This is a genomic window from Arthrobacter sp. PsM3, from assembly GCF_030433895.1.
Taxonomy (GTDB): domain Bacteria; phylum Actinomycetota; class Actinomycetes; order Actinomycetales; family Micrococcaceae; genus Arthrobacter.
In genome coordinates, this window is record NZ_JARUXE010000025.1 from 1 (window position 1) to 11,936 (window position 11,936).

At 68.2% G+C, this 11,936-nt stretch carries 9 protein-coding genes; 4 read left to right on the top strand and 5 right to left on the bottom strand.

Annotated features, from left to right (window positions below; genetic code table 11):
- Positions 1-187: 187 nt before the first annotated feature.
- The 5 genes from QCD75_RS13975 to QCD75_RS13995 form a co-directional block, all read right to left on the bottom strand.
- Complete coding sequence (locus QCD75_RS13975) at positions 188-1,687, bottom strand: NAD-dependent succinate-semialdehyde dehydrogenase (RefSeq protein ID WP_301229575.1); 1,500 nt, start codon at positions 1,685-1,687, stop codon at positions 188-190.
- Positions 1,688-1,801: 114 nt separating this feature from the next.
- Positions 1,802-2,755, bottom strand: coding sequence for an alpha/beta hydrolase (locus tag QCD75_RS13980; protein WP_301229576.1), 954 nt, complete (start codon positions 2,753-2,755; stop codon positions 1,802-1,804).
- Positions 2,752-4,239, bottom strand: coding sequence for a flavin-containing monooxygenase (locus tag QCD75_RS13985; RefSeq protein WP_301229577.1), 1,488 nt, complete (start codon positions 4,237-4,239; stop codon positions 2,752-2,754). Before QCD75_RS13985 ends, QCD75_RS13980 begins: the two co-directional genes overlap by 4 nt.
- Before the next feature lie 31 nt (positions 4,240-4,270).
- Positions 4,271-5,425 (bottom strand): alcohol dehydrogenase catalytic domain-containing protein, encoded by a 1,155-nt coding sequence (locus QCD75_RS13990; RefSeq protein WP_441005489.1) that lies wholly within the window; start codon positions 5,423-5,425, stop codon positions 4,271-4,273.
- Between the two features lie 133 nt (positions 5,426-5,558).
- Positions 5,559-7,001: a PucR family transcriptional regulator gene (locus QCD75_RS13995; RefSeq protein WP_301229579.1), complete on the bottom strand. Its 1,443-nt coding sequence runs from the start codon at positions 6,999-7,001 to the stop codon at positions 5,559-5,561.
- Positions 7,002-7,139: 138 nt separating this feature from the next.
- On the opposite strand from QCD75_RS13995, the gene QCD75_RS14000 reads away from it, so the two are divergent.
- From QCD75_RS14000 to QCD75_RS14015, 4 genes are all read left to right on the top strand, one after another.
- Positions 7,140-8,498, top strand: coding sequence for an aminotransferase class III-fold pyridoxal phosphate-dependent enzyme (locus QCD75_RS14000; RefSeq protein ID WP_301229580.1), 1,359 nt, complete (start codon positions 7,140-7,142; stop codon positions 8,496-8,498).
- Entirely contained in the window at positions 8,495-9,676 is a 1,182-nt protein-coding gene (locus tag QCD75_RS14005; protein WP_301229581.1) for a CaiB/BaiF CoA transferase family protein, read from the top strand. Before QCD75_RS14000 ends, QCD75_RS14005 begins: the two co-directional genes overlap by 4 nt.
- Positions 9,677-9,744: 68 nt before the next feature.
- A complete protein-coding gene (locus QCD75_RS14010; RefSeq protein ID WP_301229582.1) occupies positions 9,745-10,947 on the top strand; it encodes an acyl-CoA dehydrogenase family protein in 1,203 nt (400 codons plus the stop codon).
- Positions 10,948-11,054: 107 nt separating this feature from the next.
- The gene (locus QCD75_RS14015) at positions 11,055-11,603 is read left to right on the top strand and encodes a DUF2231 domain-containing protein (RefSeq protein ID WP_301229583.1); all 549 of its coding nucleotides are present in this window, start codon (positions 11,055-11,057) and stop codon (positions 11,601-11,603) included.
- Positions 11,604-11,936 lie beyond the last annotated feature (333 nt).

Sequence of the window (11,936 nt, forward strand, 5' to 3'; positions counted from 1 at the left end):
TCCGCAGCGCTCAGCCGGTGTAGGGGTCGGCGATGACCAGCCCGGATCCGCAGCGCTCAGCCGGTGTAGGGGTCGGCGATGACCAGCCCGGATCCGCAGCGGTCAGCCGGCGGGGTCGGCGATGACCAGCCCGGATCCGCAGCGGTCAGCCGGCGGGGTGCGCGGCGCCAGCCTGGATCCGTAGCGCTCAGCCGGCGTAGGGGTCGGCGATGCCGATGTACTGGGTGGTGGTGTATTCGGCAATTCCTTCCGCGCCGCCTTCGCGGCCCAGCCCGGAATGCTTGACCCCGCCGAACGGAGCGGCCGCGTTCGAGATGACCCCGGAGTTGAATCCCACCATGCCGAATTCGATCTGCTCGGCCACGCGCAGCAGCCGGTTGAAGTCGCGGCTGTACAGGTAGGAGGCCAGGCCGTATTCGGTGGCGTTGGCCAGGGCAATGGCGTCCTGCTCGGTGGCGAAGGTGGTGACCGGGGCGACGGGGCCGAAGATTTCCTGGCGGAGGATGTCGGCGTCGTTGGGCACGTTGGCCAGCACCGTGGGCGGGTAGAAGTACCCGGCGCCGCCAGCCGGTGCGCCGCCGGTGACCGCGGTGGCACCGGCGTCGACGGCGGCGCTGACCAGGGCGTGCACGTCATCACGGGCACCGGCGTCGATCAGCGGTCCCACCTGGGTGCCGGGGTCGGTGCCCCGGCCAACGGTCAGGGCGCCCATGGCCGCGGCGAACTTCTGCGTGAATTCGGCAGCCACGGATTCCTGGACCAGGAAGCGGTTCGCCGCGGTGCAGGCCTCGCCCATGTTCCGCATCTTGGCGGCCATGGCACCGACGACCGCCTTGTCCAGGTCCGCGTCCTCAAAGACGATAAAGGGCGCGTTCCCGCCGAGCTCCATGGAAGTGCGCAGCACGTTGGTGGCGGCGTCGGCCATCAGGCGCTTGCCCACCGGGGTGGAGCCGGTGAAGGAAACCTTGCGCAGCCGCGCATCGGCCAGCAGCGGCCCGGAGATGCCGGCGGCGCTGGAGGAGGCCACGACGTTGAGCACGCCGGCGGGCAGCCCGGCCTCCAGCATGGTCTGCGCGAAGAGCTGCGCGGTCAGCGGGGTCAGCCTGGCAGGCTTGAGCACCATGGTGCAGCCGGCCGCGACGGCCGGGGCGACCTTGCGGGTGGCCATGGCCAGCGGAAAGTTCCACGGTGTGATCAGCAGGCAGGGGCCCACCGGCTTCTTCTGCACCAGGATCCTGTTATTGCCCTCCGGGGTGGGGAGGTAGCGGCCGTAGTTGCGGACCGCCTCTTCGGAGAACCAGCGCAGGAATTCGGCACCGTAGGTGACCTCGCCGCGGGCCTCGGCCAGCGGTTTTCCCATTTCCAGGGTCATCAGCAGGGCGAAGTCCTCGGCCCGGGCCGTCACCAGGTCGAAGGCCCGGCGCAGGATCTCGGCCCGTTCCCGCGGCGCGGTGCGGGCCCAGGAAGCCTGCACCGCGTCCGCCGCGTCGAGCGCGGCGAGGGCGTCGGCGCTCGTGGCGGACGCCAGAGTGGCGAGGACTGCACCCGTGGAGGGGTCGTGGACGTCAAAGGTGCCGCCGTCGGACGCTTCGCGCCACTGCCCGCCGATCAGCAGGCCCTTCGGGACGGAGTCAAGAAGCTCGGCCTCACGAACTGGTGAGAGCGGACCTACGAGGGAAGTGGTCATGGAGTTTTTCCTAAGAACGTGAATGACGGTGATGGCCCGTCAAGGAATTGACGGGCCATCACCGTGCTTCGATTGATCAGCCTTCCGGTGCCGGGACGGCAGGGTCCGCCCCGGTCAGGCTGTGCGGTTCCTGATGAAGCCGGCGACGTCGCCGACTGTCTTTTCGCCGCGCCGGATCCGCCCGGCGGACGTGAGCAGTCCGTGGGCGTATCCGGTGAGGTGCTGGTAATGGACCTCGGTTCCGGCCCGGGCCAGGGCGGCGGCGTAGTCTGCCCCCTCGTCAACCAGCGGATCGTTGTCCACTGTGATGACGTAGGCCGGCGGAAGCCCGGCAGGGAGCTGGGCCAGGGCGGGGCTGATGTCCGGCCGCGCCCGGTCGATCCCCTCGGGCAGGTAGTGGTCCGCGAACCAGGCGATGGTGTCGGCAACCAGGGGGAAGCCTTCGGTGACCCGGCTGTAGGACTGGGCAGACATCGTCAGGTCGACCATCGGGTAGATGAGGACCTGCGCCGCGATCGGCCACGGATAGGCGCTTTCCGCGTTTTCGATGGCCAGGACCGCGGCCAGCTGGCCGCCTGCACTGTCACCGACCAGGACGGCCTTGGTTACGTCCAGGCCATGGACCGGAGCTGCGCTGAACAGCCAGTCCAGCGCCGCCCGGCTGTCCTCGATTGCCGCAGGGTAGGGGTGCTCCGGGGCGAGCCGGTAGTCCACCGCCACCACGGGCAGGCCCGTGAGGGCAGCCAGGCGCCGGCACAGCCCGTCATGGGTGGAGAGGCTTCCCATGACCCAGCCGCCGCCGTGGAGGAACAGCACGACGGCGGTCGGCCCGGTCTGGGTGCGCGGCTCGTAGACCCGCACGCCGAAGTCCTGCACGCCGAAGTCCGTGACCGAGGAAAGCGGATCGCCGGTGAGGCCGTTGGCGGCACAGCCGCGCTCGTACATTCCCCGCACCTCGTCCACGGGGTAGGTGTGGAACGGGCGTCCGCCGGAGGCCCGGAACCGTTCCAGAACGTCGGCTGCGTCCTCGGCTACGGGCCTTCCGCTGAACAGATCCTGGCTGGTCACTTTTCCGAACCGGCCGCGGCCAGCTGGAGGTAGTCCTCGAGCTGGAGGTCCTGGGTGTGGGCCCGGTACTCGTTGACGGTGCCGGACCAGTTGTTGATGACGCGGCCGTCCTCGTTCTTGTACCAGGAGGAGCACTCGGAGGAGAAGGCGGACTTGCCGAGTTCTTCCTGGACGTGGGCGTTGAATTCCTCCAGCACGCCGCGGTGAACTTCCAGCACCCTCGTCTCGTCGGCCGCGATGTACTGAACGGCCTGCGCGATGTAGCGGTGCTGGGCTTCGAGCATGGACACCACCGAGTTGTGGTTCAGGTTGGTATTCGGCCCGTAGACCATAAAGAGGTTGGGGAAGCTGTCGACGGTGATGCCGAGGTAGGCCTCCGGGGCGTTGCCCCACCGCTCGTCCAGGCCGAGTCCGTCGCGTCCGGCAACGCGCATGGAGCCCTGGAAGGCGTGGCTCTTGAACCCGGTGGCGTAAACGATCACGTCGAATTCGTGCTCGACGCCGTCTGCCGTGCGGATGCCGCGGGGCGTGTATTCGGTGATCTTCTCGGTCACGAGGTCCACGTTGTCGCGGGTCAGGGCGGGGTAGAACTCATCGCTCCGGAGGATGCGCTTGCAGCCGAAGTCGTAGTCGGGTGTGAGCTTGGCCCGCAGGGCCGGGTCCGCCACCTGGTTCTCGAGGTGCTGGCGGGCCTGCTGGACACCTTCCTCGGATGCTGCACTGTGGCGGCGGGTGCGTTCGAATCCGGCTTCGCGGAGCTCATGGATCTCCTGGCGCTTCGTGCGGTAAAGCTCGGGGTCCGCCTGGAACGCCGCGGTCTCCTCGGCCGTGAAGACGTACTGGTCGCGGGGCAGGATGTAGTTGGCTGACCGCTGGAACACCGTAAGGTTCGAGGCGATCTTGGCTACCTCGGGCACGTACTGGACGGCGGTGGCTGCGGAGCCGATGGATGCGACGCGCTTGCCGGTCAGATCGAGGTCGTGGCGCCAGGAGGAGGAGTGGAACACCTCTCCTTCGAAGGACTCAATGCCCGGGATGTCCGGGATGTTGGGCACATTCAGCTGGCCCCAGGCTGCCACGACGGAACGGGCCAGGAACTGGGAGCCGTCTGCGGTATGCACGGTCCAGAGGCTGCGGTCCTGGTCCCATTCGGTGGCCGTGATGTTCTGGCCGAAGCGGATGTGCTTGGCCAGGCCGAATTCCTCCACCAGGGAACGCAGGTAACCCAGGAGTTCCTCCTGGCCGGCGAACAGCCGGGACACCTTCAGGTTGAGGAAATAGCTGTAGCAGTAAACGAGCGCCTGGGTGTCGCAGGCGGCGCCCGGGTACGTGTTCTCGCGCCAGACACCTCCGACGTCGTTGCCGCGCTCAAGGATCAGGAAGTCCTCGACGCCTTCCTGCACGAACTGGGCTCCCTGGCCCAGGCCTCCGAAGCCGGCGCCGATGACGATGGAACTGTAAACGTGGTCGTTGGTGAGTGACATGGTGTTCTCTCCTCAGGGAAAGTCTGGTGGTTTAGGAAAAGGTGATGATTTGGCGCAGCGCGTGGCCGCCGTCGAGCGTGTCCATGGCCCGGTTGATCTCCTCGAGCGGGATGGTGTCCGAAACGAGGCCTTCCACGGCAAGTTGCCCGGAGCGCCACAGCTCCTCGTAGATCGGGATGTCGTGTTCCGGAACGGCTGAGCCGAGGTAGCTGCCAACGATGGTCCGGGCCTCCGCCGTCAGGGCGAGCGGGTCGATGGAGGCGGGCTGACCCGGGGCCGGCAGGCCGACCGTCACGGTGATGCCGCCGGGCTTGGTCAAGGCGATGGCGGCTTCCAGCGCGCGGGGGTGTCCGGCGGCTTCAATGACGGCGTCGAACTTCTCACCGCATTCCAGCGCCGCAGCGGAGGTCATGGCGTTACTCGCGCCGAGATTCATGGCGGCTTCCAGCTTGGCCGGCAGCGTGTCAATGCCGACCACGTATTCGACGCCGGCGGCCCTGGCGGTGATGAGCGCGGCCATGCCGACACCGCCGAGCCCGACGATGGCCACCCGGGAGGAAGGCCCGGGTTTGGCAACATTGAGAATGGCTCCGCCGCCGGTGAGCAGGGCACAGCCCAGCAGCGCAGCGATGTGCGCCGGCACGTCCGGGCCGACGGGCACCACGGAACGGCGGGAGACCACGGCGTGCGTGGCGAAAGCGGAGACGCCGAGGTGGTGGTGCACGGGCTCACCGTCCCGGGAGAGTCTCCGGCTGCCACCGAGCAAGGTGCCTTCCGCGTTGGAGGCGCTGCCCTGCGCGCAGGGGGTCTTGCCGTTCGAGTGGCATCCGGCGCACTCTCCACACCGGGGGAGGAAGGTCATCACCACGCGCTGGCCCAGGGCAATGTCAGTGACACCCGCACCGAGTTCCTCGACGATTCCGGCGGCCTCGTGACCGAGCAGCATCGGAACCGGCCGCGGCCGGTTTCCGTTCACGACGGACAGGTCCGAGTGGCATACCCCGGCGGCCTCGATGCGGACAAGGATCTCGCCCTGGCCGGGACCTTCCAGCTCGAGTTCGGCCACCCGGATGGGAAGGCTGTCCTGGTAGGGCCGGTCCGCCCCGATGGTTTCAAGCACGGCGCCGCGGATGGTCCTCGTGCGGCCGGCGGTCTTTGTGGCTGGCTTTGTGTCTTCGATCGTCACGATCGTCCTCTCCATGATGCAGTGAAGCTGTGCATTGAGAGTAGGCAACGTGACAACCCCAGTCACGGTGCGGAATGTCGTGACTTGGCCTTTTCTTTGTACGATTCGTCAAAAAGCCTTGGTGGCAGGGCCTTTATTCCTTGGGGGGCGCCTGGGTGCGGCCCCTCAGGGCAAGCCAGAGCTGGGCTGCGACGTCGGGGTCGTCCAGGTCAACGCCCAGAAGTTCCTTGGCCTGGGCAATCCGGTACCGCACCGAGTTCCGGTGCACGCCGATTTCCCGCCCGGCGGCCTCCCACTGCCCGCGGTGGGCCAGGTAGGCCCGGACGGTCTCCAGGAGGTGGCCCGGGTGCGCCACCAGCGTGTCCACCCACTCGTCGGCCGGGAGGTCGAGTCCGTGCCCGACGCGGATGAACTGTCCGGGAGGGGCGGAGGCCGCAATCTCGGCGACCTGGGCCCGGATTTCGTGCAGCCGCCGGAGCGGCATCGGCCCGCCCCACGCGCCGCGGGCACCCTTGGGCAGCTTCGGCGAGGGGCCGGATGCTGCCTGGAGCACGAACATCACACCGGAACGCTCGAGCACGAGTCCGTCCGGGTGGGGCTGCGTTGCCAGCTCTTCCAGGTCCGGAAGCACCACGACGAATGCCGTCTCGGGCAGCGGGGCGGAGTCCATCTGGGTGGCCAGGAGGCGCGCGGCATCATCGTGTCCCTCCAGGACAAGCGCGGCGAGCATCCCCTCGGCGCGGCGCCGTTCAGCCGCCGCGCGGCGCTGCCCTGCCGCCCTCGCGGCAAGGAGCGTGGACGCGGTCAGGAACAGGTGGCGCTCGGCGGCACCCAGCTGCCCGCTCCGGCCCAGCGCAAGGTAGCCGGACATCGCCGGACCGTCGGATACCGGATAGAGGGACGCGGTGCCGGATGCGAGTTGGATGTTGCCCGTCGCCCCCCGGCGGGCGGTCCGCAGCCTGGCGGATTCGCGGGCCAGTTCCGCCAGCAGCCCGGCCGGCAGTTCGCCGCCGCTGGCCGCCGCCGACGACGGAGTCCCGTCACCTTCCGGCAGGTAGGCAACCCATGTGCCGAGGGCGCGGGAGAGCTCGCGGACGATCTCGGGTTCCGCATCCTCTTCCGCGGCGGCGCGGGTCAGTGCCACCTGGAGACCCAGCAGGGCTGTAAGTTCGGCCTCGCCGCCCTGCCTGACCAGCTCCCAATAGGCCCGCGATACGGCCAGGAACGGGGACTCCCGGGGGACTGTCAGCAGGGGAAGGCCCAATTCCACGCATGCGGCCCGGAGCTCGTCGGGCACCATGGCGTGGCCTGAACCCAGGCCCAGACCCAGGGCCGCCACGCCGCCGTCAACAAGCCGCTGCACGTAATTTCGGGCCGCCTCCGCCCGGGCATCACCGTTGAGGCCGCCGAGCTGCAGTCCCACGGTCAGCAGCAGTTCGCCGCCGTAAAGGAACACGGTGGGATCCTCAAGCTCGGACACGTGGACGCCCGTCAGCTCAACGCGGGGAAGCGGAACCGGCCAGTAGGGCACCAGGTCGGGCTTTGCGGCCTCGACAAGCCGAGCGAGGGTGATCATGCCTCAAGCATAAGGTACAAGCCTTTGTACAATCCGGCTTCTGTGCTCATTCAGCAGGACGAATCATCCAAAGACAGCAGGCTCCGCCGTCCTTATCGTGGGAGCCAAACCACGAATCCAAACCCACGAGGAGGACCCATGACGGTCACACCAGAACTCGCCCCCAGCCGCGCCACTGACCCGGCCAGCGTCACAGCAACAGCCCGCCGCCTGCTCACGGAGCTCCCCGGCCCGCGCTCCCGCGAACTGGAAGCCGAACGCCGGAAGCACGTGACCGACGCATTCGGCATCACCATGCCGGTGTTCATCGACCACGCGCAGGATGCGCTGCTCGTGGACGTTGACGGGAACCACCTGATCGACTTCGCCTCCGGAATCGCGGTCACCAGCGTCGGCGCGGCGAACCCGAAGGTGGCCAAGCGCGCTGCCGCCCAGCTCGAGCGCTTCACGCACACCTGCTTCATGGTCACCGAATATGCCTCCTTCGTCGAGGTCTGCCGGTGGCTCAACGAGCACACCCCCGGCGACTTCGAGAAGCGGACCGCGCTGTTCACCACCGGTGCCGAGGCCGTGGAAAACGCGGTCAAGGTCGCCCGGGCCGCAACCCGGCGCCCGAACATCCTCGTCTTCGACGAGGCCTACCACGGACGCACCCAGCTCACCATGGCCATGACGGCCAAGGAAAACCCGTACCGGCTCAACTTCGGACCTTTCCCGGGTTCGGTCTTCCGCGGCCCGACGGCGCCCGCACACACCTCCCCGAACGGACCCGGCGAAGCCCTCGGACGGATCGAGGAACTCCTGGCCCAGCACGGGCCGGAGACGTTCGCCGCGATGGTCATCGAGCCGATCCAGGGCGAGGGCGGCTTCATCGTCCAGGCCCCCGGATTCCTCACCGGGCTGCGCGAGATCGCAACGCGCCACGGCATCGTCCTGGTCATCGACGAAATCCAGTCCGGCATGGGCCGCACCGGAAAGCTGTTCGCGTCCGAGCACGAAGGCATTGCCGGGGACATCACCTTGACCGCGAAGGCCCTCGGCGCCGGTCTGCCGCTCTCGGCCGCCACCGGGCGGGCCGAGCTCATGAACGCCGTTCACACCGGCGGTCTCGGCGGCACCTACGCCGGCAACCCGGTAGCCTGCGAGGCCGCCCTGGCGGTCTTCGACATTCTCGAAGAGGGTACCCTCCTGGAGAACGCCGCCCGCATCGAAGCCGCCGTTCGCCGCCGCTTCGAGCCTCTTGTGGCCCTCGACGGCGTCGCCGACGTCCGCGGCCGGGGCGCCATGATGGCCATCGAGTTCCGCGACAGCTCAGGACCCCGCGGGGACCTCGCCAGCGCCGCCGCCAAGGCAGCCAACGCCCACGGCGTCCTCACCCTCACCTGCGGGACCAACGGAAATGTGATCCGCCTGCTGCCCCCGCTGGTCATCGAGGCCGACGTCCTCGACGAGGGCCTCGCCGTGCTGGAGGCATCCATTCGCTCCGTGCTTTCATGAGTAAACCGGGATCCGGCGCTCCCCTCGCGGGAATCCTCGTCGCGGACTTTTCCCGCGTGCTCGCCGGGCCGCTGGCCACCATGACCCTGGCCGACCTCGGCGCCCGCGTCATCAAAGTCGAACGGCCCGGAACCGGGGACGACACCCGCCAGTGGGACCCGCCGTCGTCGAAAACGGGGGCCACCTACTTCGAGAGCGTCAACCGGAACAAGGAATCCATCACCCTGGACCTGACCGACGCTGCGGACCTCGAGCTTGCCCGGGAGCTCGCGCGCCGCGCCGACGTCCTGGTGGAGAACTTCAAGCCGGGCGGGCTCGCCGCACTCGGGCTCGGGTATGAGTCGCTCGCCGGGGAGAACCCGGGACTCGTGTACGCATCAATCTCCGGCTTCGGCTCCGCCGGCGGCCGGGATCTTCCCGGGTACGACTTCATCGTCCAGGCCCTCGGCGGGCTCATGAGCATTACCGGCGACCCGGACGGCGATGCCTACAAGGCGGGGGTCGCGCTGGTCGATGTCCTGACCGCAAAAGATGCCACCATCGGCATCCTTGCAGCCCTTTCCGAGCGTGCCTCCTCAGGACGGGGCCGCCGGATCGAGGTCAACCTGCTGTCCAGCCTCCAGGGCGCACTCGCCAACCAGGGGCAGGCGTATCTGGGCGCCGGTGTGGTGCCCAAGCGGATGGGCAACGACCACCCCTCCATCGTCCCCTATCAGCTGCTGGCCACAGCAGACGCGCCCCTGGCCGTAGCCGTGGGCAACGACGCGCAGTTTGCCCGGCTGTGCACGGCCATCGGGGCGCCGGAGCTTGCCGTGGACCCGCGCTTCGTCACCAACTCGGCCCGGGTCCGGCACCGGCGCGACCTCATCCCGCTGCTGGAATCCGGGCTGGCCGGGGCAGGTGCGGCGGCGTGGCAGGACACCCTGGTCGCCGTCGGGGTGCCCGCCGGGCGGGTGGCCAGCATCGGGGAGGGCATTGCCTACGCGGAGTCCCTGGGCCTGGCGCCCACCATCGAAATGCACGACGCCGGCGGCTCAGTCATCGGACGACAGATCCGCCACCCCATCACCTGGACACCGCCGCTGCCGCCGCGGACCCACGCGCCGCCCGCACTCGGGGAGCACACCGGGGACGTGGTGGAGTGGCTGCGGCACCCGCAAAGCAATACTTCCCCCTAGCCCTCGAAGCCCCCGTTCCCCCTGCCTTTCCCATTCCCCCAGCCGTTCAGCCCCGGAAGGACCACACCATGAGCCTTGCCCTTAGTTCAGCCGACCTCGAGGCAGCCGCTGCCGTGGACCCCTCGGACCTGATCTCATTCGACTCCCTCCTCAGCCCCGAAGAGCTCGCCCTGCGCGACCGGGTCCGGACCTTCGTACGGGAGGAAATCAAGCCGAACATCGCCCAGTGGTACGACGAGGCGAGGTTCCCGATCGAAATCGTGCCGGAAATGGCCAAACTCGGCCTGCTCGGCATGCATCTCAAGGGCTACGGCTGTGCCGGCGGAACCGCCGTCGAGTACGGCCTCGCCGCCGCCGAACTTGAAGCCGGCGACTCCGGCATCCGCACCTTCGTGTCGGTCCAGGGGTCCCTCGCCATGTCCGCCATCGCCAAGCACGGCTCCGAGGAGCAAAAACAGGAGTGGCTCCCGCGGATGGCGGCAGGCGAGGCAATCGGATGCTTTGGCCTCACCGAGCCCACCGCCGGGTCAGACCCGTCGGCCATGACCACCTTCGCCCGCCGGGACGGCCGTGACTGGATCCTGAACGGCACCAAGCGGTGGATCGGACTCGCCAACATCGCCCAGGTGGCCGTGATCTGGGCCCAGACGGACGACGGCGTGCGGGGCTTCGTGGTGCCCACCGGCACTCCCGGCTTCACCGCCATTCCGATCGAGCAGAAACTCTCGATGCGCGCCTCGATCCAGTGCGAAATATCGCTGGAAAACGTGCGCCTCCCCGGTGACGCGGTCCTGCCCGACGCCAAAGGCCTCAAGGGCCCGTTCTCGTGCCTGAACGAGGCACGCTACGGCATTGCCTGGGGCACAATGGGCGCGGCACGCGACGCCTTCGAGGACGCCCTGGCCTATTCCAAGGAGCGACTCCAGTTCGGCCGCCCGCTCGCCGGGTACCAGCTCACCCAGCAGAAGCTCGTGAACATGGCGCTGGAGATCAACAAGGGATTTCTGCTCGCCCTGCACCTGGGCCGGCTCAAAGACGCAGGAAAACTGCAGCCCCACCAGATCAGCGTGGGCAAGCTCAACAACTGCCGTGAGGCGATCGAAATCTGCCGCGAGGCCCGGACTGTCCTTGGCGGCAACGGCATCACCCTTGAGTACTCACCGCTGCGCCACGCCAACAACCTCGAGTCGGTGCGCACCTACGAAGGTACTGACGAAGTCCACACCCTCATCCTTGGCCAGAAGCTAACGGGCGTGGGAGCCTTCCGCTGAGCTGAAAAGCCCTGTTGTGCCGTCCCCAGAACTGAAGCGGACACAACATCGAACGGTTAGCGGCTGTCTCTATACAGCGGCGCAGCGCCGGCGTACCGTGAGTGAGCGTGAGCGAATTGTCACTGCCGCAGCGTCTGGCCCGGGCCGTGGGCGAGAGTCCCATCTCGGAGCGGGTGGCGCTCGCGCAGGGGCTCGTTTACGGGCCTGTTATCGGCTGGGCACGTCGCAGCCCATTTCACACCGGCGTCCTTGGCCACTCGGTACATCCGCCACTCACCGACCTGACGCTCGGGTGCTGGATCAGCGCGTCAATCCTCGACGTGGCCGGAGGACCCGAGGCCCGTCGCAGCGCCACGCTTCTAGTCGGAGCAGGCCTGGCGGCGGCCGGGCCGACCGCTATCGCAGGAGCCGGTGACTGGGCGGAAATGACGGGCGCCGAGCGTCGGCTCGGAGCGGTGCACGCGCTGGGCACCGACGTCGCCGTCTTCCTTCTCCTGGGCTCCCTGATCGCGCGGAAGCGAGGCCGCTATGCCCTGGGTATGAAGCTCGGCCTGGCCGGAAACGCGATCGCCGCAGGAGCCGGCTTTCTGGGCGGGCACCTAGCGCTCAATCGCGGAACCGCCCGCCGGACCGCTTTACCGTCTGATGTTTCCTAGCATCCGGAGCCAACCCCCTGCGTTTGCGGACCGGCGCCGGAGGGACCGGACGGGCCATCGCCCAGACGCTCAGGAGCGGCCTTGCAGGCCGGGCGTAGAATGATGTTGTAGTCCTCCGCGTCGAGCACCCGCTCCTGGGAGCGCGTATGGCCGTGGATCCGTTTCAGGTTCAACTGGAACAGGAATAAGGGACATCAAATGTCGACCAGTCCGTCTTCACTTCCGGAACGCAGCCCGGGCGGGCCTCCGCCGTCGCGTCCTCGCCTAATGACCTTCAGCGCAGCAAAAGTTCCCAGTGGCAAGAAGATGCCGGACATTCGACGGCAGGCCATA

Coding starts and splice junctions, on each gene's coding strand:
- QCD75_RS13975 (WP_301229575.1), bottom strand. CDS start 1,687: ATGACCACTTCCCTCGTAGGTCCGCTCTCACCAGTTCGTGAGGCCGAG.
- QCD75_RS13985 (WP_301229577.1), bottom strand. CDS start 4,239: ATGTCACTCACCAACGACCACGTTTACAGTTCCATCGTCATCGGCGCC.
- QCD75_RS13995 (WP_301229579.1), bottom strand. CDS start 7,001: ATGATCACCCTCGCTCGGCTTGTCGAGGCCGCAAAGCCCGACCTGGTG.
- QCD75_RS14000 (WP_301229580.1), top strand. CDS start 7,140: ATGACGGTCACACCAGAACTCGCCCCCAGCCGCGCCACTGACCCGGCC.
- QCD75_RS14005 (WP_301229581.1), top strand. CDS start 8,495: ATGAGTAAACCGGGATCCGGCGCTCCCCTCGCGGGAATCCTCGTCGCG.
- QCD75_RS14010 (WP_301229582.1), top strand. CDS start 9,745: ATGAGCCTTGCCCTTAGTTCAGCCGACCTCGAGGCAGCCGCTGCCGTG.